Here is a 23621-nt window from a genome sequence, read left to right as displayed (position 1 = left end):
GCCCAGCCGCCTTCGCAGAGCCGCCCGAGTTACTTCCTCAGGGCGACGATGTCGGCGAGCAGGTCCTCAGCCTTGAGCTGGGCCGCATACTTTGCCCAGACCGGCTTGACCTTCTCGACAAAGGCAGCCGCGTCGACCTGCGTGATCGTGACGCCTTCATTCACGAGTTTCTTGCGGATCGCCGCCATCTTGTCCTTGAACACCAGCCGCTCGTACACGGCGGCTTCCTTCATCGCCTCCTGGATGATCTTCTGATGCGCCGGCGAGAGCGTCGCAAAGAACTTGGCGCTCATGATCACAGGACGCGGCTCGGACACGAAGGTGATCTGATCCCAGTCCGTCATGTACTTGGCTACTTCGGCGACTTTCAGGGTGTCGACCGACAGAACGTCCAGGTGTGCCCCTTCGATGACGCCTTGCTTTAGGCCGGTGTAGACTTCGGGGTAGGCCATCGGCGTGGGATTCGCACCCAGCGCACGCATGGCGTCGACCAGCACCGGCGTCTCGATAACGCGGATCTTCACACCCGCAAGGTCGGCCGGGGTCTTGATCGGCTTCTTGACGGTTTCGATCGGGCTGTCGCCGGTGCTGAACCACGCCAGCACTTTGAAACCTGCCTGCTGCTCAATGCGCTCGGCCAGCTTGGCGCCAATCGGTCCGTCAGCGATTGCAGCCATGTGCGACTGGCCCTGAATCAGGAACGGCACCTGGACGATGTTGTAGATCGGCGCGAGATTGGCCATTGCGCCGGCGCCAACGCCGATCTGGATCGAGCCTTCGAGAATTGCCTCGTTGATCTCACGCTCATTTCCGAGCTGGCCACCCGGGAACAGGAGCACTTTGACAGCGCCATTCGAGCGCGCCTCGACAAGCTCCTTAAATTTCTTGGCACCGTCCATGTACGGGAACGAATCGGCGGTGATCATGGCGAAACGCAAGGTGACAGTCTGCGCGCCTGCGCTGGACGCGCAGGCGCCTGCGAGAACTGTCAACGCCAGCAATAGCTGTAAGATCTTGCTTCTCATCATCCCCCACTCCTCTCGACCGTGGCTGTCGGCTTAAGCAGCTCACCTGCTTCTGCATTTCGAGTTGGAAGCCGCACCGATTGTTGCATTGCCGATCGCTTCGACTCGCCTGGTATACAAGCAATCTTCACGCCCGACGGGCCGGCTCCGATGAAAATTCGTAGGAGAGGCCAACCATTCTTACAAGAAGCAATATTTGCTCGCCATGTACTAATTTTAGCAACACGGCAAGACTTTCAGTGTTATCAGTGTGTTGCGCTAGGCCTCGTCTTATCGACAATACTCAACCGCGGAACTTCAGCACAGCGACAAGGTAATAGTCGTTCACCGCCGAGCCATACTTCGGTTGGCGAAATGATTGATGAAGCGGGCAACGCATGGAGCCGGGATCCACGCTCACCCGCCTGTCGACGCCAGTGCAGCCGGGATTGACCGAATAACGGTACAGAACCTGCTGCGCCACGCCGAACAAGATGCGCTTCCTCTATCGGGCACTACCACGCGCGTGGCCAGTCGACCTTTTTTTGATCCCCCACGTAGGTCGATTCAAAGCAGGCGAAGGGCGCTTGTTGCGGTTGCGACGGACACCGATAACGATTTCGGATCGAAGCGCATAGGCGAACATGTCGACGAATGCCTTGGTACCGCAAGCGGTCGACGCCGTTCGTGGTCGAAAGGTCGACCTCGATTGCTTCGACGGCGCGGCCGAGCAATTCAAACTCGCGAGCGGCATCGATGAGCTTCGGATCGTCTGCAGCAATCAGGAGATCGAATCCGTGGACGGCACACTTTCGGGCGAGTTCGCATCCAATGCCGGCGGAGGCGCCGGTGACGATGGCGAGCGGCCGGGCCGAGCGGTTCTCGTCCTTGAGAGACGGTGCGGATTTGGGGTTCGTAGAGGTCGCGGTCATGGTTTCATCACCACGTTGCGCCACGCCACGCCCAATAAGGCGGTGTCGGCGCAGAAGAGCAATTGCGGGAAGCGATGGACGCGGGTCACCGCCATCAGTGCCTCGTAATGGCTCACGCGCCGTCACTTAGGACCGATAGAAAGGGTCCGCCGATTTCCGTATACCACCTATCGTTGCACCCCAAAAAGAACGGGCCTATTCGGCTTGGATGAGACGCCGAGTGCGTGAATGGCTTCTCTCTTAAATGAACAGACTTCCCAGCCTCGATTGTTCGTTTGATTACGCCGCTTCTTGGCCCGTGATCATCTGGTGGCTGAAGCGAAAATCGAACGCCTTTCGCGCCTCTTCACAAAATCACTGTCTATAGTCCGGCATGTCGGCCTTTTGAGACGGGCGATTGGGAGCCTGTTTCTAAACCGTGGGATGATTGCCGATCAGCAGAGGAAGCTCGCGCTTCTGACCTGTTTGGAACGTCGCTTGGGAATGATCAGGGAAGGGAATTCTGCAATGTTAACGACGCTCGCCAACACAACGACCCCCAGCATTCAACCTGCACTGCCGTGTGCGGTAAACCGCATCGTAGCCGTTGACGATGACGCTTTCTTCAGGGCCACGCTCACCAATGAACTTGCGGAGCACGGCTACAGTGTAGATGCCTTCCCCGATGCCCATTCCTTCCTCCAGGCCCTCCCGGGTATCGAGGATGCCGACGCGATCCTGCTCGACTGGACGCTTGAAGAATCCTGCGGGCTCGACTTGGTGCCACAAATCCGACAGAGGGGTATTCATCTCCCCATCATCTTCCTGACAGGGCGTTCATTCGCCTCAGACGAATTGAAGGCGTTCGAGAGCGGCGCCACGGATTTCATAGATAAGGCCCGCGGCATCGCCGTACTGCTCTGCCGCCTGCGCAAAATTGCACGGCCAACAGGCAAGGTATCTATCGCAGCGCGCCAACTTGAAGTTGGTGATCTTATGTTGAAGCTCCACGTGAGTCGTGCCTACTGGCAAGGCCGAGATCTTGGGCTCACGCTCGGTGAGTACAAGATACTGGAGCTGCTCGTGTCCAACGCGGGCTGTCACGTCACCTATCGCGACATCTACGACCAACTGCACTATCGTGGCTTCCACGCCGGCTCTGGCTCGCTAGGCTATCGCACCAACGTACGCTCAGCGATCAAGAGACTTCGCAGTAAGCTACGTGCCTTCCAACCGGACTTCGACCGCATCGAAAACTACGCGGCGTTTGGGTATGTCTGGAGAGCAGATAGCTTCTCTTAAAAGCCTTCCTTTATCTCCTCGCGCCCGCGGCTTGCCTCGAGAGGCGCCGGAGTTGGTGGCGATTCGGATACTCGCCTCCTCATAGCCGGCATGAGACAGGAGGCATGCCCCTTTTCCAACTTGAACGGATAGGCAAAGCCGCCACCTGGATGCAGCCGATCACGACCTAATCACGCTTGCAATATTGCAGAAAGGCCTAAAGTCGCCGACCAAACTTTCCAAGAGGTTCCGACATGGACGTGCAGGCCATTCTTCCTTTCGAAGCGCGCCGGGCTCTCCGTATGGTCCTGCCCCAATCCCTGCTAAACTGGCGAGAAGCGAAATTCTACGGTCGTTACGGCGAAGTCGAGCTGCATCTTCTGAAATTCCTCTGCCGTCGCGACGCCGACGCCATTGATGTCGGCGCAAACGATGGGTCCTACGTCCACTACCTTCGCAGGCATGCGCACAAGGTTGTGGCCTTCGAGCCGATGCCTGTGCTGGCCAGTGCCCTGCGCAAAAAATTCCCGGGGGGCGAAGTAGTGATCGAGCAGGTCGCACTGTCCGACCGTGCCGATACAGTCGAATTGCACATGCCGGTAGTGGACGGCATCGTCGTGACTGGCTGCTCGACCATTTCGACCGACGCCTCTGGTACCTACCCCGCTACGCAAGCAATTAAAGTGTCGATGGACCGCCTCGACACCGTCTACAAGGGACGTGCAGGCTTCATCAAGATCGACGTCGAGGGCCACGAACAGGCCGTGCTCGACGGCGCCCTGCAGACGATCCGCCGCTGCCGTCCTCGCGTGCTGGTCGAGATCGATGACCGGCTCTCACCCGGCGGGCTGGCGCGCGCCCGCACCTATTTCGACAGCCTGGGCTATACGGGCCACTACGTGCGCAAAGGCAAGCTTGAGCCTATCAGCACTTTTTCCGTCGAGGAGATGCAACGGCCCGATAGGCTGCCAGACCTCACAGCACCGCTCACTGAACGCAAACGCTTTGGTGCCTACATCTACAACTTCATCTTTCTTCCGGCCGAAGAGCCTACATCCACCGTCCAACGCATCTCGGCCCACCTCAGAACACTCTGAAGAAAGCAGATTGTCATCCCGATGCGGAGAAGCGTTCACCTTGGCTAAGTCAGCATCCCTCGCTTTTCTCGAGGTGATACGAACGTCTCTTTGGTTGATGCCGACAAGGTTCGGCCACCTTTCCAATCGCGTCGACGAGGCGCCGGCCGATGCGCGACCAGTCAAAAGTATCGACGCAGGCAGTCCAGGCCCGCTCCTGGTAGGCGTTCAAGGTTGCAAATTCGTCGATCAGCGCGAGTACGCCGTCGGTCATTGCCTCGTGGCTGTCGGAAAGGCAGACACTGCTTCCGTCCACGAGCGGCATTCCCGGGAGTGCCGCGCGCATGGCGCAGATCGGCAAGCGATTGAAGACGTAGTCCAGGCCTTTGAGCTTGAAGCCGCCTAGCAGATCCGGCACCAGCGCGACCCGCGCAGCAGCCATAAACGGCCGCACGTCGTCAACTGGTCCCGTGAAGGTAACGCCCGGGTAGCGCTGCCGCAGTGCATCGATATAGGCAGGCTCGGCCGTACCCACAATCTGCAGGTCGACAGCCGCCGAAGCGAGGCGGAGCGCGCTCGCGTCAAGAAACTTTTCCAAGCTGATACGCTTGGGAGGCCAGTCGTAGCTGCCGACCAGAACAGCGCGACGCGGTACGCTCCTATCGATCGTGCGTCGCTCAATGCGCGGCCCGTCGTAGCCCGGTGGGAGAAACAGCACCTGGGCGCACTTCATCGTTTCGAAGTTCTCGGCATCCTCGGGCGTGTTCGAGGTCACGAGCTTAGACACCCGCACCAGACGGCGCTCGAGCCAGCCTACCTTTGCGGCATCGAGTGCACGATAGGCCCGCCGAAGCCCGGTCGCCGCCTCGGCGATGCGGCGTGCCACAGTGGTCTCGTGGTTGTGCGCAAGGTGGATCAGGGCCGGAGGTTGCCTGCTCAGGCGACAATGACGAAGCACGGGGTCCAGCGCCCAGCCACCGGAAATGCTGTCGAAGACAATGGCATCCCAATCATGCCGCAGCAGCGCGCCGTCGAGCGCGGCGCCCGCCTGTTCCGACCAGGCGTAGAGCGCGACCTCGGGCAGTGGCGACACGATCTTTCGAGGAAGCGGATGAACTACCCGGGGATGCAGGCTCCAATGCAGGCCAGGCTCGTCCTTGGGTCCCGTGACCCTCTCGCCGCGCGCCAAGCCGATCACGTCCAGCCGGGCACCCTCCCGAACAGCCGAAGCGATCAGGCCGCGAGAATAGATGAGCTGGCCATTCGTGGGAGGACAAGGATCGGCAAGGGTCAGCCAGAGCAGGCGCATGGTCTCACGATGATCGCGCGCCGAAAGTCCAGCCAGTGATCAAGGCGTGACGACGAACCGCCGTCGAACCGCCGATGCATTTGTGCAACGCCACTCGCGTCGATGCCCGGATCACAGTCTTACCACTGGCTCTTCTTGCACCCGACACGTTGAGATATGCACCGCTCCCGAAACCGGGCGATAGAGCTCATCTCGGGCAATTCCGTGAAGGAGGTTCTCTTATGTTTCTGTCCGAACCTGCGATGCCGATGTCGAGTGGGGACGACATCGCATCGTCAGCCGACGAGGACGACTTTATCTGCAATACATCGGAGACCCTCTTCGCTGCGATCGAAAAGTGCTTGGACAATGGTCTTGGCAGCTGCCTCGTAGTCGAAGGTAAGCGGCTGGTCGGCCGCATCTCCCTCGATGACATCGCCCGCGCAGTCCACGGCGGTGCGCTTCTTAAACCCGGCCTCGACCACTTCATGGCGACCTTCGCAGACCGGCGTCGCAACGACGTTTCACGAGAAAAGGATGTGTTGCGCCCGATAGTGGATGATTACGGCCACCTTCTCGGCGTAAGCATCGAGCGCTCCGACGAATTCGTGCAGGTCGCGCGGCCCGACATGAGCCACCTTGAGTTCCGCGCAGTGCTCGACGCTTTCCTTTCGTCGTGGATCTCCAGCAAGGGGCCCTATGTCGAGAGGTTCGAGGACGAGTTTCGGGCCTTCGTCGGCTCCGCGCACGGAGTTGCCGTAACCAACGGAACGGTGGCGCTTCATCTCGCGCTCGTAGCATTGGGCATTGGGCCGGGACACGAGGTAATCGTGCCCGACCTCACCTTCGCTGCCACCATAAACGCGGTGCTCTACTGCGGTGCGACTCCGGTGATCGTCGATGTCGACCCGGTCACCTGGTGCATGAGCCTCGCGACGGTCAAAGCCGCCTGCACGTCTCGCACAAAGGCTATCATTCCCGTTCATCTCTATGGGCGGCCGGCCGAGATCGGGCCGATCGTGCAGTGCGCACGCGAGCGTGGGATTTTTGTGATCGAGGATTGCGCCGAGGCACATGGCGCGCGCTACGAGGGCCGGCCGGTTGGTCAGTTCGGCGATATTGGTTGCTTTTCCTTCTACGCGAACAAGATCGTGACCACCGGCGAGGGCGGCATGTGCCTGACCAGCGATCCAGCCATCGCAAAGTCGCTGCGCGTCCTGCGCGACCACGGAATGACGCCGAGCCGTTCCTACTGGCATGAGCGAGTTGGTTTCAACTATCGCATCACCAACTTGCAGGCCGCTATCGGGCAGGCGCAGCTCTGGCGCATTGAGAGCATCCTAGCGCGCAACAGCACCATCGCGCGGCTGTACGAGGTGGCGATGAGGGACATTCCTGGCGTCCGCTTTCCGCCACAGATGGATTCAAAGTCAATGCCCGTCGTATGGCTCACCTGCGTCCAGGTGCCGGAGGCGGCCCGCAACGAGATCTTGTCGCGTGCGCTGGAGGCCCGGCTCGAGATGCGGCCATTCTTCCATACACTCTCCTCGCTACCGCTCTACGAGAAATACGCCCGCGACTACCAACACAGCGCCCGGCTTGCCGCGACCGGCATTTGCCTGCCGACGCAGCGCGGCGTCGATCACCAAGTGGTCGATCGTGTTGCCGCAGTGTTTCGCGCTGTTCTTGCGTGAAAGTGCAACATGCCGACCTTTGCGACCATCATTGTCGGTGGCGGGCCGGGCGGCCTCGGACCGCTCCTGGCTGCCGCCCAGCAAGGCACACTCGAAGGCTGGCTTGACGCCGGCGTTGCCCTGATTGAGCGCACAGAGCACCTTGGCGGCAGCCTTGGCCGCTTCGGCATCGCTTCGGATTCTCTCGGTTCCTCGTACCTGGAGTGTCTCGAGGCGGTGAAACTTTCTCCGCCGCTCCGGCCACTGCGCGACCATGCGGTTGCGCGCGAGATGGAGACCTACCGGTACGGCTTCCCACCGCTCGCGCTGGTCGATCGCTACATGCGCCTGCTCGGCAGTGGACTTTCCGCAATGTTCGACAATCACTCTGTCTCGCGTCTCTACCGGGGCACCAACGCTACGCGCGCACGCCTGCAGGCCGAGGGCTCGGTTACGGTCGAGGTCGAGCGCGACGGCGAGACCACCATGCTGACCGCACACTCCGCGGTGATCGCCTTGGGCGGACGGCAGCAGTGGCAAGAGCGCGAGCTAGTACCCGGCTTCACGCTAAAGGATTGCAGCCTGCGACGCGTCATGCCGTCGGACAGCCTGCTACAAACGTCGGGGCTGGCGGCGGCTAGTGAGATCATCGCGCGTGCTGGTGGCCGTCGTATCCTCATCCTAGGCGGCTCACATAGCGCCTATGCTGCTGCTTGGGCACTAACACAATTACCTGCGGCCGCCGGCCTCGCCGAAGGGCAGATCGAAATTCTGCAACGGCGGCCGCCCAAAGTATTTTACCCCGATGCTCAAGCTGCCGCAGCAGACCAGTATTTGACCGAGCCTGGCGATATCTGCCCGCGGACCGGCCGCGTGCACCGTATGGGAGGGTTGCGCGGTTTCGGGCGCGAGATGTGGCGGCAGTTGGCGCACCGGCCGGGCACCGTTCCCGACCCACGCGTCACCACGCGGCTCCTTAGCCTGCCAGCCGGCCAACTTCGGGCCTTGCTAGAGCAGGCTGCGCTCGTGGTCCCCTGCTTCGGCTACAACTCGAGCACGTTGCCCGTGCTCGACGCGAGCGGAGCACCAGTTGCGCTCAGCGCGGACACTGGCAGCGTGGCTGTCGGCGATGATTGCCGCTTACTGTTGGGAGATGGCCGGGCACTCGACAGTGTGTTCGGCATCGGGCTCGGCACGGGGTACCGTCCGCCCGCATACATGGGTGGCGAACCAAATTTCGACGGCCAGGCCAACAGTCTTTGGCTTTACCAAAACGACATCGGCGCAATGGTGCATCACGAGGTGCGACGCCTCAGCTCCGAGAGGCGGCTGTCTGCTGCGCTCCGACTGCCTGTCGCGCTTGTCCGAGGATGCAGTCCTCATCATGCCTATTCGTCTCGTCAGCCACATAACTGCTCAGAGGAAAGTCAAGTACGTCCCACCTCCGCGAGGCAATATCGTACTGGGGGATGACATCTGTCTCGAAGATGCGGCGCGCAACTAGTCATTAAGGTGGTTGTGGGATCGCAAGTCCCGAGGCCGCCCTCTTACATTCGCGTCCGACGGCTCGAGCTAAAGCCGATCCGCCTTGGCAGCAGGGCCGACACTAATGCTGGCCCAAAACACTAGTGCTGATCAAACTCAGTGTTGAATGACACTTTTGCACTGAGTTGATTCCCAAGGTTGCAAGATCGCAATCTGCGAAGTTGGCGGATTGAGAGGCGATCACGTCGAGCGAGAGGTTTGTATCTGGCACGCAAATCGATCGGCAACTGGAAGCACGGGTACCTTCCTACATGTACGATGTGCTCCATCAAGGACCAGTGCGCTGGTTTCTTCGCAACCGGTCGCTCACGGCACGCGCCTACGTCACTGCTCAATGACAACGATGTCCAGTGAGAAGGCATGAGATGGGCAACCACCATTTGCTGACGTTGGCACTCAGGTTGAATGGCCTTTTTTCTACTGCGTCGTTCGCTCAGGGAATTTGTGGCCATTCGCACTAAGGCGTCGTAGGTGGACTGTGCTCTTGCCACCACCGCACGCAACTGCGCGCAAGTGCGCCGGTGCTATCCACGCACACCCTTCGGAGGTCCGATCCGACCGCGTCCAGCGCCAGGGGGGTTTCTGTGCAGGCGAGAATCACTCTCGTTGCGCCGCGGTGCAGCAATGCTTGCACTGCCTGTTCTATTAGGGGCCCCCCTTCCCGCGGACGCCCGGCCTTCACCAGCTCGATCGCCGGAAGCACCCTCGCTTCCATGTCGACAACATCCGGCAAGATGGGCCGAAAGCCGTCGGCTTGGAGGCGATCGTCGAAGAGATGCGTGGCCAGCGTAGCGCCGGTGGCAATCAGGCCGATGCACGAACCCGGTCCGAGCTGCGCTGCGGCCTCGCCGCACGAGGCATCGACAATACTGAGGAAGGGCACGGCGCAGCCATCCCGCAACTCGGCGATCCAGAAATGCGCCGTGTTGCAGGGCATGGCCAGTGCTATGGCACCAGCGGCGATGAGCCGGTCGCGTCCTGCCAACAAGGCCGGAAGCGGCGACTCGCCACCAGAAAGGATCGCCGCCGGCCGACTCGGCACGCGGGGGTCGGACTGGATCAACAACGGGACGTGACATTCGTCCCGTTCCGCGCCAGTTGCGGCAATCACCTTGGAGAAGAAGTCGGCCGTAGCCAGCGGACCCATCCCGCCAAGGACGCCGATCATGGCCATCTTCCCATGGTGCTCTCCGAACTCATTTGAAGCGGACATATCCGCCCGAGTCCCGCGTCGGCGATGCGTGAATCAGAGTGGAGTCAACCCGCCGAACGCGTCCATGTAACCGAAGAGGGCCGTGGAGCCGCCGGTATGCAGGAACACCACGTTGTCGCCTTTCCTGAAGTGTCCCTTGCGGCACAGATCGATCAGCCCTGCCATCCCCTTACCAGAATAAACCGGATCCAGCAGGATGCCTTCCAGCCGCGCCATCATGGTGACCGCCTCCACCATGCCGGCCGTGGGAATTCCGTAGCCGTCACCAACGTAGTCACAGTTGGCCTGTACTCTTTCGCGAGACACCGCGCCGGCAACCCCCAGGAGTTCGGCTGTTTTCACGGCCAGGTTGTAGACGTTGGTTTCCTGTACCTGCCTTGGCGCGCGCACACCGATCCCCAGCACCGGGATGTCGCTGCGGCTGCCCTCGAAACCGGCCACGAGGCCCGCCTGGGTGCCGGCACTTCCCGTGGCGTGCACCACGCAACCCACGTCGAGCCCCTGCGTGTTGAACTGGTCCACCAGCTCCAGCGCACACACCACGTAGCCCAGCGCGCCGATCGGGTTCGAGCCACCTCCGGGAATTATGTAGGGCTTCTGCCCCTTGCCACGCAGCTCCTCCGCAAGTTGGGACATGGCGGCGTTCATGTCGGTACCACCTGGAACCTCCTGCATCCTGGCGCCATACATGCGGTCCAGAAAAACGTTCCCAGAATGCTTGTAGCTGTCCACCTTGGACCCGGTTCGATCCTCCAGGAGAATCTCGCACTTCATTCCCATCCTGGCTGCGATCGCAACGGTCTGGCGCGCATGGTTGGACTGAGTTGCTCCCTGGGTGATGATCGTGTCGGCCCCGTGCTTCACAGCGTCGGCCATCAGGAACTCCAGCTTGCGTGTCTTGTTGCCACCCGTAGCCAGTCCGGTGCAGTCGTCGCGCTTGATGTAAAGGTTGGGGCCCCCGAGAGCCTCGGTCATGCGGGGCATGAACTCCAGAGGAGTGGGGGCGTGGGTGATGCGCACGCGGGGGAATCGAGTCAATTTCATGGCTGCTCTGTCTCCGAGGTCGAAATGCAAAGTGGGTGAGAAGGCTCGCGCGCCGCGACGATGGCCGCCGCAGTCACGATTCGACCGATTAGGTCGCATTCCGCCTCGGTCAGGTTAATCGGCAATCGCAGGTCCATCAGATGACGCAATACGGACATAGACTGATCTGACGCGAGTTCGGCCTTGAAGTAGTGCCAGTGGGAATAGTTGCTGGTAAAGGCCGTGGGCTCGGGGCAGCCGAACCACTTGACGTATAGCCCCCGCAGTTGGCACTCCTGAAGAAACCGTTCGATCCCCGCAGGCTCCAGCGCAAGGCTGAACTGGATGGAACTGGGGACGAATGCTTCCTTGGGATGGCGCCGGGGCAGCGAGACATTGGGTGCTTTGGCGAGTTCGACTTCCAGGCGTGCGTAGATGCGGTTCCACCGCGCCGAACGCTCCGGCAGCAATTCGATCTGCGGCCGCAACAAGGCAGCAGCGAGGTTCGACATGCGCATGCTGAAATTCGGCGTGATGTACTTCCAGCGGTCGAACACCTCCACGGGCGGCTTGCACCGATGCTGGTCGTACATCATGTAGCAACCCGACATGAGGATGACCTGCGCGGCCACGTCGTCATCGTCGGTCACCAGCAACCCGCCTTCGCCGGAGTTGATGTGCTTGTAGGTCTGGGTGCTGAAGCAACCCACGCGCCCCCAGGTTCCAGTGGGACGACCATCCCAAGAAGCTCCCATCGTGTGTGCGCAGTCCTCCACCAGCGCGACACCGTGGCGGTGGCAAAGGTCTTGAACCACCTCCATATCGGTGACGTGACCGCGCATGTGCGACAGCAGCAGCACCCTGGCCTTGCTGGTGCGCAACTTGTCCGCCAAGTCCTCCAGATCGGTCGTGAAGTCCGCCCTCGTCGCAACCAGCACGGGCCGCGCGCCCGCGTGCGCGATGGCACCCGGTACCGGCGCCAGGGTAAAACTGCTGGTCAGCACATCGTCTCCAGGCTTAACGCCCAGCGCCTTCAAGGCCAGAAACATGGCGGCGCCACACGAGCTGACGGCCACGCAGTACCTGCTTCCCAGGTAAGCGGCAAACTCCTCTTCCAGCAACGATGGCTCGGGAAAACCGTCGCCCTGCTCGCCGTACCGATGCAGACGGCCGCTGCGCATCAGTTCGACCGCGCGTTCGATCGTCTGCTCCGGTATCGGTTCCGCCTGGCTCATGTCCTTGCCGAACCACAGTCCGTCGGACGAGCGACTGCCCTCGTTCATGTCTGTCCCCGCCCGGCATCGTGGCCAGCGAGCACGCCAGGATCGAACGTTTCGGACGGATAGTACTTCTTCAGGCGGACATCCGCCGTTCGCGCGTGACCCTCCATCCCCTCGAGTCGAGAAATCCTCGCTGCGACTTGCCCCACTTCCCGGCTGGCCGCTCGGTTCATGCGCTGCCAGGTGACCGTCTTGATGAACTTGCCGACACTCAAGCCACCTGAATACCGAGCAGCGCCCCGGGTAGGAAGAATATGGTTTGGACCGGAGCACTTGTCTCCATAGGCCACCGTTGTCTCCTCACCGAGGAACAACGAACCGTAATTGGTCAGCCGGGACAACCACCAGTCGAGATCGGCCGCCAGGACCTGCAAGTGCTCCGGCGCATAACGATCGCTGATCTCGCAGACCTCTTCGCGCGTGGAGAGCAAGACCACGTCCGCGAAATCGCGCCAGGCGGCCTGCGCTGCGCTACGCGCGGACGCGGGCAGCGCAGCGATCACGGCCGGCATCTTTTCGATGACCTTCAAGCCCAACTCGCGCGAGGTCGTGAACAGCCAAACCGGTGAATCCGGGCCGTGCTCGGCCTGCCCGGCCAGATCCGCCGCAATGACATCTGCATCGGCAGTCTCGTCGGCAATGATCGCCGACTCCGTGGGCCCAGCCAGCACGTCGATCCCGACTTCGCCAAACAGCATCCGCTTGGCCTGTGCGACGAAGCGATTGCCCGGCCCCACGATGACGTCCGCGGGACCATCGGAGTACAGGCCGTAGGCCATCGCAGCAACTGCCTGGACACCGCCCAGTGCGAGCACCTTGCCGGCACCGCACAAATGCATGGTGTGCAAGATGGCGGGGTGGATGCCGTCGTTGCGATGCGGAGGCGATGCTGCGACGATGCCCGGCACGCCAGCGACCTTGGCTGTGCAAACACTCATGATGGCTGAGGCCGCATGGGCATAACGTCCGCCCGGAACGTAGCACCCGGCACGGTTCACCGGAATGAGCCGTTGCCCCGCGAGCAAGCCATCGACCAGTTCGGTCTCAAACTCCAGCATCGACTCGCGTTGGCGCAGCGCGAAATCCCTGATCCGGCGGTAGGCAAAGTCGATGTCGTCCCGGACCCCTTGCGACAGGCTGGCACTCGCCCGCACAAAGTCATCATTCGTGCAGACGATGTCGCCAGTCCAGCCATCGAGATCCCGGGCGTAACGCTCGACGGCTGCGCGCCCGTTCTTGCGGATGTCCTCGAGCATGCGGTGAACCGTCTCTGCCGTCGCGTTGTCCACCGCCGCGGAGGGGGGATCGGATTTCTTCAAGTATTCGACTGTCATAGCCTTTTCCTGTTTCGATCGTCGCCGAGACGTTCAACGGGTGCCGATGTTCCGAAGTACTTTGCCCGTATTGCTGGGGGTGCGACGGCCGTCGCGCATCGCGAACGCACCGTTGACCATGACGTGCGCGATGCCGACCGGGTGCTGTCGCGGCTTCTTGATGGTGACCTTGCTCGCGATCTCCTGCGCATCGAAGACCACGAGATCGGCGTGCATGCCTTTCGCCAAGAGGCCCCGGTCCTTGATGCCGATTCGCGACGCCGGCAATGAAGTGATACGCCGGATCGCCTCTGGCAGATCCAGCACGTTGCGATCGCGCACGTAATACTGCAAGAAGCGCGGAGCCCATCCATAACCGCTGAGAGAGAAAAGCTGCTCGCCCAGCCTGCCTTCCGGAGAGAGCGCCGCGGTATCGGAAATCACGGCGCAGGAAGCATCGCGCATCGCCATCTCGATGTCGTCGTCCCGGAAGCTGCGGGTTGCCCACATCATCCGTCCGGCCGCGTCATCCTCCTCTATCAGCATGTCCATCAGGGCATCGTAGGGATCGACTCCACGCATCTTGCCGATCTCGGCAAAACTCATGCCGACGAGATGCCTGTTGGTGACGGCATTGAGCAGGACCACGTCGTCCCATCGCCGCGCCTTCACGATCAGCAGCATCGGTGCCGGATTGCGCTTGACCTTCTCCCGGACGTCGGGGTCTTTCATTCGCTTGAGCGTCGACTGGACGCCACCTTCGCGCGCCCACTTCGGTAGGATCGCCATCACCGAGGTGTTGTTCCAGTCGTGCGGGATGACGTCGAACGCAATATCCTGCCCACGCCGACGGGCAGCATCGATCATCTCGAGCGTGTGCTCCATGGCATGGTCCGGCGCCCCGAACTTGGTCTGGATATGCGATATCTGCAGGCGCGCACCCGACTCGCGGGATGCCGCGATGGCCTCGGTGAACCCTAGGTCGTAGAATCGATCGCGATTACGCACATGGGTTGCGTAGAGCTTGCCGCGCACCGCGGCAGCCTCGCACAACGGCACCAGATGCTCCGGCGCCGCCAAGATCCCGGGCCAGTATTCCAGCCCCGTCGAGAAGCCAGCCGCCCCCTGGTCCAGCGATTCCTCGACCAACCTTTTCATGCGGGCGATGTCCTCGTCGTCGCCAGCCGTGAGCGCATCGCCCAGCACCGCGCTATGGACCGTGCCATGTCCTACGAACGCGGCGACGTTCACGCCGAGTGGAGATCTCTCGAGCACGTCCAGATACTCGCCAAAGGTCTGCCAGCGCTTGTCGCCGATGGCATCGGGCGCATGTCCGGCCCCCATCGGGGACCGGAGTTTCGGGTCGCGCATCGGTGCGCAGCTGTGTCCGCATTGGCCAATGACTTCGGTCGTCACGCCCTGGTGCACCTGGCTCTGTGCCTGCCCGTCGACGACAAGGGTGAAGTCCGAGTGGGTGTGCAAGTCGATGAAGCCCGGCGCCACGGCCAAGCCGGCCACGTCGATCCGTTCCGTGGCGAGTGCATCGGACAGATCGCCGATGGCTGCGATGCAGCCATCCTTAATTCCGATGTCCGTCTTGCGGCCTGGCGAGCCACTTCCATCGTAGACCATGCCATTGAGAATCAGGAAATCAAACATAGTGGGAGTTCTCTTTAACGTTGGCCGGCCCCTCGGAGCCGGGAGGGAAGCGCTCTCGGTCGACCCGGTAGCACCGGGCGGGGAAGGGCTACTCCCGCCCGGCAGGCCATCGCGCACCCGGGGCTACTTGGCCCCGCCGCTCCAGTAGATGTTGTCGAAAGGACCATATTGACCCCATCCGGTTAACGGCGGATTGATCAGCTTGGCGTTGTAGATCATCGCCGGGGCGAGCTGGACGACCCACATCATGGGTGCCTCTTCCCAAAGCAGCTTCTGCACTTGGTCATACAGCGCCTTGCGCTTGCCAAAGTCGGGTTCGACCGCCCCCTTCTGGAACAATTCATCTACCGTCTTGTTGCAGAACCCCGAGGTGTTCGAATAGGCGATGTGCCGGATGTTGTCGCAGACATAAGTGCGGCTTATGCCGATACCGGGATCGAGCCAGGAGCCGGGAAGCGCCATTGACATTTCGAAGTCCCAGTTCTTCATCCGCTCCGACCAGGCAGCGGCACCGGGCACCGGTTCCCGGATCACCTTGATGCCCACCTTCTTCAAGCTAGGAACCACGTATTCGGGAATCGTCACGAAAAGGTCTTGGAACATGTTGGAGGCGTACAGCAGCTTCAGCTCGAACCGAATACCGTCCGCCTTCGCCGGGAACCCCGCCTCGTCGAGTAGCTTATTTGCCTTGGCCAGATTGAACTCGTAGCCCTTCATCGATTCATTGAAGAACGGATTGCCGACGGGGAACGGTCCCCTGCCTGGCAAGGTCCATCCGTCATGCAGCGTATTGGCAATGAACTCCGTGTCGATGGCATGGCCGATCGCCTGGCGCACCTTCTTGTTGCTCAGCGGACCCGTCCGGTTGTTAAACTCGATGGTCGTGAACGCCCCGGCGGCGTCCAACAACCGACCGATCTGCAACTGGGGAGACTTCAGGCTCTTGATTTCCCGATACCGCATCGCCGACCCTGGGGCGAGGTCGAACTCCTGCCGCTGCAGGCCGACGCGAACGGCGGTGGGGTCAGAGACAATCTGCAGGACCGCGCGATCCAGGTAAGGGCGCCCCTTGATGAAGTAGTCAGGGAAACGGTCCAGGATCACGTAGCGTTCCATGTTGACGTCGGTGATCTTGAATGGCCCTGATCCAATCGGCCGGGCGTGTGCAGGGTGTGCGTTGAAGTCCTCCTGCGTCCCGTACACATGTTTCGGCATAATCGGCAGGAAGCGGGACATCGTTGTCGAGAGCAACGTGGGAGCGTGCGGCTGGGACAGCTTGAAGATCGCCGTATGCGCATCGGGCGTCTCGACGCTGGTGATCGGACCGAACATCTGCTTGCCGAACCGGTGATACTTCTGGACGATCCCCACCGAGAACGCCACGTCTTCGGACGTGATCGGCTTTCCGTCATGGAACTTGGCTTCCGGCTCGAGCCGGAACGTATAGCTCAGCCCGTCGGGCGAGACTTCCCAGCTCTTGGCAAGATAGGGAATCGCCCTTTGTTTTTCGTCGAGGCGGGTGAGAGATGCGAAAACCTGGCCCGTGACCACCCCCGTGTTCGCCTCGCCATGCAGCGGATTGAGGCTCGGGATCTTCCCGGACATGTACACCATCTTCCCGCCTTTTTGCGGCGGGGGATCCGCACTCCATGCGGGCGCTGCGGCCAGTATGGCAAGCGACGCGGCCGTGACCAGCCTCGCGAAGAATCTCGCATGAATCTGCATGGGCAGTCTCCTGTCGGTTGAAGTCGGGGAACGGGCTGCCTACCCAGCGACCGAAATGTCTTGGCCGGGGAAGTGGCAGGCCACCAGGTGATCGGAGGCTTGCTCGGTCAGTTGCGGCTCTTCGCTGCGACAGCGGGCTTGGGCGATTGGGCAGCGTGTGTGGAAACGACAGCCGCTCGGGGGATTGATTGGGCTGGGGATGTCCCCTTGCAAGCGGATTCGCTTCACCGCGCCCTTGAGTTTCGGGTTGCGTGTCGGCACAGCGGAAAACAGGGCCTGCGTATAGGGATGCAACGGTTGCCTGAACAAGGCATGCCGCGGCGCTTTCTCGACAACCTTGCCGAGGTACATCACAGCGACTTCGTCGCAGATGTGGCTGATGACGCCCAGATCATGGGAGATAAACAGCAAGGTGAGGTTCAGTTCGTCGCGCAGCCTGCTCAGCAGGTTCAGGATCTGCGCCTGGATGGCCACATCCAGGGCCGACACCGGCTCGTCGCAGACGATGAACTCGGGCTGCAGGACAAGCGCCCTTGCGATGCTGATCCGCTGCCTTTGGCCGCCGGAAAACTGATGCGGGAACAAATCCATTTGCCGCGGTCGCAACCCGACGAGTGAAAAGACCTCGGCGACGCGCTCCTTGCGCTCGGCGTTGCTGCCCAGTGCGTGGATGTCGAGCGGGAACCGCACGATCTCGCCGGCGGTGCTGCGCGGATCTAGCGACGAATACGGATCTTGAAAGACGATCTGCATCCGGCGACGCATCGCGCGGAATGTTTCAGAATCCATGTCGCCGAGCGTTCTGCCATCGAACGTGATCTCTCCGCTCGTAGGCTTGATCAGTCGAAGAATGGCCAGCCCGGTGGTGGACTTGCCCGATCCACTTTCTCCCACCAGACCGAGCGTCTTGCTGCGAGGGATCTCGAAGCTGGCGCCATCGACGGCGTGGACGACTTGTCGCCGCGCGAAGAAGCCGGCTTTGGCCACCGGGAAATGGACCTTCAGGTCCCTTACGTTGAGCATTGCGTCAGACATACTATTCTGCGGTGGCCGCGGGTTCGTGAGCCAGCCAGCACCGGGCCGAACGCTGCTCGCCGAGTTGCACCATCGGTGGCATCTCGATGCACTTCGCCGTGACGGACGGGCACCGCGGCGCAAACGAGCAGCCCTTGGATTGCCTCAGGAGATCGGGGACTGTGCCCGGAATTTCAGCAAGCGGCTCGGCTGCGAGAACCGGGTCGAGCTTGATCTCCGGCATGCAGCGCAGCAAGCCGCGGGTATACGGATGGCGGGGATCGTTGATCACCTGCTCCACGGTACCTTCCTCGATTTTGCGGCCCGCGTACATCACGACCACCCGGTCGGCCAATTCGGCCACAACACCGAAGTCGTGCGTGATGAGAATCAAGCTGGTTCCCCGTTTGGCTTGGATGTCCTTGAGCAGGTCGAAAATCTGGGCCTGCACGGTCACGTCGAGCGCCGTGGTCGGTTCATCTGCAATGAGCAAGGCAGGCTCGCAGGCCAGCGCGATCGCGATCATGACCCGTTGCCGCATGCCACCGGAGAGTTGATGGGGATACTCGGAGATGCGTCGCTCCGGCGCGGGTATCTGGACCAGCCTAAGCAGGTCCAGCACCTGCTGGCGGACACTCGCGGCCGAGCCGGCCTGGTGACGCTTGATGGTCTCGGCGATCTGGTCGCCGATCGTGTAGACTGGATTGAGCGACGTCATCGGTTCCTGGAAGATCATCGAGATGTCGCGGCCCCGCACCTCGCGGATCCGCCGCTCGCTGACCTCGATCAAGTTTTCTCCCTTGAACAGGATCTTGCCCGAACTGATGCGCCCCGGAGGCGAAGGAATAAGGCGCATGACGGCCAGCGCCGTCATGCTTTTGCCGCAACCGCTTTCACCAACGATGGCAACGGTACGCCCATGGTCGATGTTGAAGCTGACGTCAGACAGCACCGGGACCTGCTTGCCGCGCATGCTGAACTCGACACAGAGACCGTCGACTTCCAGCACGGTCGTTTCGTTCGACGCAGGCGTGTTATCTGCCGTCATGTCGATCACCGCCCGCGCAGCTTGGGGTTGTAGGCATCGTTCAGGCCATCGCCGATCAAGGCAATGCTCAGCACCGTCAGCAGGATCACCAGCCCCGGAAAGGACACTGTCCACCAGGCCTGGAAGAAGAAGTCGCGCGATTGCCCGATCATCATTCCCCAGGTCAGGACGTCGGGATCGCTCAGTCCAAGGAAGCTCAGTGCAGCTTCAAACAGGATGCACAGCCCGATCTGCAGCGTTATGGCGATGATCAACGGGGGCAAGGCGTTGGGCAGGATCACCTTGACGATGATCGTGCGGTCTCTGGCGCCCACCGCACGCGCGCCCATGACGAACTCGCGCTCGCGCAACTTCAGGAATTCGGCGCGGGTCAGTCGCGCAATGCTGGTCCAACTGGTGACTCCGATGGCCACCACGACCGTCAACAGGCTGGGCGTGAAGACGGCGACAACGACCATTGCGAAGATCAGGCTGGGCAGCACCTGGAAGAATTCCGTCACCCCCATCAGGAACCCGTCCACCTTGCCGCCGAAGAAGCCCGCCAGCGCCCCGACCGTCAGGCCGACCACGGCCGTGACGAACGTGGCCGACAACGCGATGGCCAGGGTCGGCTTCGCCCCGTAAACGATGCCGATCAGAATGTCCCGGCCGATATAGTCGGTTCCCAGTGGGATCTCCCCTCCGGGTTCCAGGAAGGGTTGCGCCACGATGGCGAAAGGGTCGCCGGAATAGACCATGGGCCCGATCAGGCCCATCAGGATGATGAGCGAGAGAAGGACCAGGCCGATGACCGCGCCCTTGTTGGCGCAGAACATCTGCCATGTCACCCGCCAGCGGATCTCCGGCTGGATCTCGTCATCGGCCGGCCCCCAGGGCAAGCCTGCCCGAATCGCGGGCTGTTCGCTCATTGTCTGTTGCTCGCTCATTGTTAGCGCAGCCTGATTCTTGGATCGAGAATCCGGTAGACGAGATCGGTGATGATGTTTGCTATCACGACCGTGAATGCCGCGCCGAAGAGGACACCAAGCATGACCGGATAGTCGTGGCGGATGATCGAATCGTAGAGCAGCGGTCCGATACCAGGCAGGCTGAACACGACTTCAACGAGCACGGCGCCGGAGAACGCGTGCCCGAGTTGCAGGCCAGCCAGGGTAACGATCGGCAGCGCGGCATTCCTCAGGGCGTGCTTGAGCACCACGACCGATTCGAGCAGCCCTTTGGCTCGCGCGGTGCGGATGTAATCTGACCCGAGCACATCGAGCGTCGATGCACGCGAGATTCGGCTGTAGGAGGCAAGGAAGAGGATCGACAGCGTGAACACCGGGAGGGCCAGGTGATGAAGCACGTCGACTGCCAGAGCCCAGGCAGTCTCGGGCGGCGGCACCGAGGTCAGTCCGTAGGCGGGGAAGAGCCCGAACTTGTCGGCGAACACGATCAGCACGATCATGCCCAGCCAGAATACCGGCGTGGCATAGCCCAGCAGCGAGATGAGCGTGACGAAGTAGTTGCGCCATCCCCGGGGCCGCAATGCCGCGATGACGCCCAGCGCGGTGCCTACGATGACCGCCACGAACAGGGCGGAAATCGTCAGCAGCAATGTCGAGGGCAGCCTCTCCATGATGACGCCCAGCACCGGCGCGTCGTAGTGGAACGATCGGCCGAAGTCGCCGGTGGCCACCCTCCCCAGATACTTGTAGAGCTGCACATAGAGCGGCTGATCCAAGCCGTAGGAGGCACGCATCTGAGCAACGACCGCCGGGTCCCCGCCGCCGCTCTCGGCCACCAGGGCCCCAATCGCATCACCGGGAGCTGCATGAATGAGGAAGAAGTTGAGCACGATGACGCAGAGCATGAGCACGGCGCCGTAGACGAGCCTTCTGGCCAGATATTTCGGCATATGAGTTTTAAGTTCTCCCGCAACCGGGCCACATCACGTCAGGTTCATCTAGCGCAGAAAAATCTAACCCATTCTGTAAGCGCTTGCAATACAGTCATTCCTTAATGCGAATTAATAAAACCCTTGAATCTAAAATATGAGATGATCGGTTCGATGAAGAAGTCTGCAGCAAAGCGGGGCACCCCCAAGCAACCATCTGAAAGCGCTTGCGGCCCAACATCCAAGCCGGTTCCTACCCTGTCCGATGTTGCGCAACGCGTCGGCGTCTCTACCGCCACCGTGTCGCGCTACCTGATGAACCCCTTGTCGATTCGCGTCAGGCATCGTCTGCCCATCGAGGCAGCAATCCAGGAACTGGGGTACGTGCCCCATGGCGCGGCACGAGCGCTGGCCTCACGCCATTCGCGCATCGTCGGGGCCCTGTTCCCCTCGCTGGACAGCGTCCTTTTCGGCAGCTTCATCGGGCCTCTGCAGCGCGCGCTGAGTGCTCAGGGCTACACGCTGGTCGTAGCTTCCTCCGACTACGACCCGCAGGTGGAGTACCGTCAGGTGTTTAATCTCGTCGCCAATCGGGTCGATGGCGTCGTGCTGGTGGGCACCGAACACAGCGAAGCCTGCTACGACCTGCTGAACCAGAAACAGATCCCGTATGTACTGACGTGGACATGGCAGGAAAACAGTGACCGTCCGATGATCGGTTTTTGCAACCGGAGCGCGGCGGCGATGGTTGCCAACTACCTGCTCGATGTGGGGCATCGCGACATAGCGATGATCTCGGGCTTCACTACCGGCAATGACCGGGCAACCGAACGCATCGCCGGCGTTCGCGCAGCACTGTCCGCCCGTCGCGTCCAGCTGAATGAAAGCTGGGTCGTACAACGCCCTTTCAGCCTGTCTCAAGGTGCGTCGGCGTTTCGCGAGTTGATGACGTCGCCGACAAGACCCACGGCAATCATTTGCGGCTCCGATCTCTTCGCGTGCGGCGCCATTTTCGAGGCGGCCCGGATGGGTATACGCGTTCCTGAAGACGTCTCGATCACCGGCTTTGACGACACCGACCTCGCGGCAGGCATCAGCCCGTCGTTGACGACGATTCGAACGCCCCGATCCGAGATGGCCCGCCTGACCGCCCAGAACCTGCTCGATAGCTTTCGCGGACAAAAACCGCGTTCCATGGAGCTCAAGGTGGAGCTGGTGGTGCGGGAGAGTTCGGGGAGAGCCTGCCGCTGACCTCCGCATTCCTTGCTGAGTGGTTCAATCGCAGCAGGGAGAACGGAAATGGCGAAGGCGACGAGAGCGCAGGCGAGGACACGTCGGCGATGCTAGAGTACGTGTCGGCGAGCTTCCGAGTGGTCCGGCACGTTCGGCCAATCAACTGCGTCGCCGAACTGCTGCCTTGGAATTTCTGTGACAAGCTCGCAGCCGATACTCCTTCCATAACCTGATCACTGCATCGACCAGACAAGGGCCTCGGCCGGACTTTTACAGCTGATCGACCAGAGATCCGGCTTCCATCGGAGCCGGAGCCATGACTGCCTACGACGCCGTATGGAAAAAAACGGATCCGACCGACGCATCATCACGCGGCCTCATGATGATAGTAGCGGAGAAGCCCGCCTAATCTTTCGCGGAAGCGCACAGGCCCCTTGCGGTGGCGGTTGCCTTTCCCCTGGTGATTCCGCTCGGCATGGAAATGATCGACGTATTCGCTCAGTGCTCGCCGCAACGAGCGCTCGCCGAGCAGGATCACCTCGGACAGGCACTCTTCCTTGACCGACCTCACTCAGCACTCCGCGTAGGCATTCAGGTTCGGGCTGCGTGGCGGCAGCGCGAGCGGCGTAACCCAACCTGACACAAGGATGGCTCGGAACGACCGCGTGAATTTTGGTGTCGCGATCATGCAGGAGATATCGACAATCTCGCAGCGGACCACAATCGTCCGCGGACGCGTTCCGGGCGATTTGCTTCATCCATGCCTCATCAGGATGAACGGTCAGCCCGGCAATGTCCACTCGCCGGCTCTTGAGATGGATGAAGAACAGCACGTAGTAGGTCCCCAGCCCACGCAGCGTCAGCACCTCGGCGGTGAAGCGGTTCCCGCCAGCAGCGCCAGGTGCGTTCGAACGAAGGCAGCCCACGTGGTCGTACGCTTGCGTTCCGGCGCCGGCGGCGGGCCGTGGCGCCGCAAGACATTGCCAACCGTTTGATCGGACATCTCGTGCCCCAGATTGGCCAGTGCCCCCGAGATCCGGTCGTAGCCCCAGTCCCAGTTCTCCCTGGCCATGCGAATGATCAGCTCGTCGACCTCCCGCTTGATCCGCGGTCTGCCCGGTCCTCAATGCGCCGAGCCATCGAATTTGCGGGCGACGAGCTTGCGATACCAGCCCAGGATCGTGTCAGGCTGGCATAAGGTGGCGACGTCGGCCAGCACCTTGCAACCCAGGCGATGACCGATCTCGCCCAGCACGCCTCGCTCGGCCTCCGACAGCTTCAGCCGACCTTTCAGTTGCGCCTTGAGGATGCGGTTTTCGGCAGCCAGGTATTCGTTCCGCACCAGCAGCTCTTGGTCCACCGTCCCCGTCACGTAAGCCAGGATGCGCGCCCACTCCATTAACCGTCCCCGCCCTGTTCCGACCCCGGCGACGGCATCATGAACCGAAAATCGCACCGG

The 23621-nt window shown here is 61.5% G+C and carries 21 protein-coding genes; 5 read left to right on the top strand and 16 right to left on the bottom strand.

What is annotated here, in order from left to right; translation table 11 throughout:
• Positions 1 to 29 precede the first annotated feature (29 nt).
• The 3 genes from BN60_RS03155 to BN60_RS29425 form a co-directional block, all read right to left on the bottom strand.
• Positions 30 to 1028, bottom strand: coding sequence for a TRAP transporter substrate-binding protein (locus BN60_RS03155; protein WP_020694534.1), 999 nt, complete (start codon positions 1026 to 1028; stop codon positions 30 to 32).
• A 280-nt stretch (positions 1029 to 1308) separates the two neighbouring features.
• The gene (locus tag BN60_RS03150) at positions 1309 to 1497 is read right to left on the bottom strand and encodes a hypothetical protein (protein WP_020694533.1); all 189 of its coding nucleotides are present in this window, start codon (positions 1495 to 1497) and stop codon (positions 1309 to 1311) included.
• A gap of 22 nt (positions 1498 to 1519) precedes the next feature.
• On the bottom strand, positions 1520 to 1936 hold the full coding sequence (locus tag BN60_RS29425) for an SDR family NAD(P)-dependent oxidoreductase (RefSeq protein ID WP_083855933.1): 417 nt from the start codon (positions 1934 to 1936) through the stop codon (positions 1520 to 1522).
• Between the two features lie 309 nt (positions 1937 to 2245).
• Here BN60_RS29425 and BN60_RS03140 point away from each other — a divergent pair, with 309 nt between their 5' ends.
• Both BN60_RS03140 and BN60_RS28530 read left to right on the top strand, forming a co-directional pair.
• Entirely contained in the window at positions 2246 to 3217 is a 972-nt protein-coding gene (locus tag BN60_RS03140) for a response regulator transcription factor (RefSeq protein ID WP_148283312.1), read from the top strand.
• A 233-nt stretch (positions 3218 to 3450) separates the two neighbouring features.
• Complete coding sequence (locus BN60_RS28530; protein WP_020694530.1) at positions 3451 to 4293, top strand: FkbM family methyltransferase; 843 nt, start codon at positions 3451 to 3453, stop codon at positions 4291 to 4293.
• A gap of 49 nt (positions 4294 to 4342) precedes the next feature.
• Here the strand turns inward: BN60_RS28530 and BN60_RS28525 are convergent, their stop codons facing one another.
• Positions 4343 to 5581 (bottom strand): glycosyltransferase, encoded by a 1239-nt coding sequence (locus BN60_RS28525; protein ID WP_020694529.1) that lies wholly within the window; start codon positions 5579 to 5581, stop codon positions 4343 to 4345.
• A 221-nt stretch (positions 5582 to 5802) separates the two neighbouring features.
• Between BN60_RS28525 and BN60_RS03120 the strand changes: the two genes are divergently transcribed.
• Both BN60_RS03120 and BN60_RS03115 read left to right on the top strand, forming a co-directional pair.
• Positions 5803 to 7254, top strand: coding sequence for an aminotransferase class I/II-fold pyridoxal phosphate-dependent enzyme (locus tag BN60_RS03120; RefSeq protein WP_020694528.1), 1452 nt, complete (start codon positions 5803 to 5805; stop codon positions 7252 to 7254).
• 9 nt (positions 7255 to 7263) lie between these two features.
• On the top strand, positions 7264 to 8706 hold the full coding sequence (locus tag BN60_RS03115) for an FAD-dependent oxidoreductase (protein WP_020694527.1): 1443 nt from the start codon (positions 7264 to 7266) through the stop codon (positions 8704 to 8706).
• Positions 8707 to 9235: 529 nt separating this feature from the next.
• Here BN60_RS03115 and cuyB read toward each other — a convergent pair.
• The 10 genes from cuyB to BN60_RS03065 form a co-directional block, all read right to left on the bottom strand.
• Positions 9236 to 9946, bottom strand: coding sequence for a cysteate racemase (gene cuyB, locus BN60_RS03110; protein WP_043283588.1), 711 nt, complete (start codon positions 9944 to 9946; stop codon positions 9236 to 9238).
• Between the two features lie 78 nt (positions 9947 to 10024).
• Complete coding sequence (gene cuyA, locus BN60_RS03105) at positions 10025 to 11035, bottom strand: D-cysteate sulfo-lyase (RefSeq protein ID WP_020694525.1); 1011 nt, start codon at positions 11033 to 11035, stop codon at positions 10025 to 10027.
• Positions 11032 to 12297 carry a DegT/DnrJ/EryC1/StrS family aminotransferase gene (locus BN60_RS03100; protein ID WP_020694524.1) on the bottom strand — a complete coding sequence of 422 codons (1266 nt, stop codon included), beginning with the start codon at positions 12295 to 12297 and terminating at the stop codon, positions 11032 to 11034. The genes cuyA and BN60_RS03100 overlap by 4 nt, the downstream gene beginning before the upstream one ends.
• Positions 12294 to 13628, bottom strand: coding sequence for a histidinol dehydrogenase (hisD, locus tag BN60_RS03095; protein ID WP_020694523.1), 1335 nt, complete (start codon positions 13626 to 13628; stop codon positions 12294 to 12296). Before hisD ends, BN60_RS03100 begins: the two co-directional genes overlap by 4 nt.
• 33 nt (positions 13629 to 13661) lie before the next feature.
• Positions 13662 to 15383, bottom strand: coding sequence for an N-acyl-D-amino-acid deacylase family protein (locus tag BN60_RS03090; protein ID WP_202949774.1), 1722 nt, complete (start codon positions 15381 to 15383; stop codon positions 13662 to 13664).
• 6 nt (positions 15384 to 15389) lie between these two features.
• Positions 15390 to 16991 (bottom strand): ABC transporter substrate-binding protein, encoded by a 1602-nt coding sequence (locus BN60_RS03085; protein ID WP_020694521.1) that lies wholly within the window; start codon positions 16989 to 16991, stop codon positions 15390 to 15392.
• 39 nt (positions 16992 to 17030) lie between these two features.
• A complete protein-coding gene (locus BN60_RS03080; RefSeq protein WP_043283586.1) occupies positions 17031 to 18026 on the bottom strand; it encodes an ABC transporter ATP-binding protein in 996 nt (331 codons plus the stop codon).
• Position 18027: 1 nt separating this feature from the next.
• Positions 18028 to 19053: an ABC transporter ATP-binding protein gene (locus tag BN60_RS03075; protein ID WP_043284637.1), complete on the bottom strand. Its 1026-nt coding sequence runs from the start codon at positions 19051 to 19053 to the stop codon at positions 18028 to 18030.
• Positions 19054 to 19058: 5 nt separating this feature from the next.
• Positions 19059 to 19961 (bottom strand): ABC transporter permease, encoded by a 903-nt coding sequence (locus BN60_RS03070; RefSeq protein ID WP_020694518.1) that lies wholly within the window; start codon positions 19959 to 19961, stop codon positions 19059 to 19061.
• A gap of 20 nt (positions 19962 to 19981) precedes the next feature.
• Positions 19982 to 20950: an ABC transporter permease gene (locus BN60_RS03065; protein ID WP_020694517.1), complete on the bottom strand. Its 969-nt coding sequence runs from the start codon at positions 20948 to 20950 to the stop codon at positions 19982 to 19984.
• 153 nt (positions 20951 to 21103) lie between these two features.
• On the opposite strand from BN60_RS03065, the gene BN60_RS03060 reads away from it, so the two are divergent.
• A complete protein-coding gene (locus BN60_RS03060) occupies positions 21104 to 22180 on the top strand; it encodes a LacI family DNA-binding transcriptional regulator (protein ID WP_043284633.1) in 1077 nt (358 codons plus the stop codon).
• Between the two features lie 349 nt (positions 22181 to 22529).
• Here BN60_RS03060 and BN60_RS28520 read toward each other — a convergent pair whose 3' ends face one another.
• Together BN60_RS28520 and BN60_RS28510 are read right to left on the bottom strand one after the other, a co-directional pair.
• Positions 22530 to 22733, bottom strand: a complete 204-nt coding sequence (locus BN60_RS28520; protein WP_020694515.1) for a hypothetical protein — start codon at positions 22731 to 22733, stop codon at positions 22530 to 22532.
• A 552-nt stretch (positions 22734 to 23285) separates the two neighbouring features.
• Entirely contained in the window at positions 23286 to 23561 is a 276-nt protein-coding gene (locus BN60_RS28510) for a hypothetical protein (RefSeq protein ID WP_020694513.1), read from the bottom strand.
• Between the last annotated feature and the right edge of the window lie 60 nt (positions 23562 to 23621).

This window comes from Reyranella massiliensis 521 (genome assembly GCF_000312425.1).
GTDB classification, from domain to species: domain Bacteria; phylum Pseudomonadota; class Alphaproteobacteria; order Reyranellales; family Reyranellaceae; genus Reyranella; species Reyranella massiliensis.
Note: the sequence above shows the minus strand (reverse complement) of the source record. Positions and strands in the feature narration are given on the sequence as shown.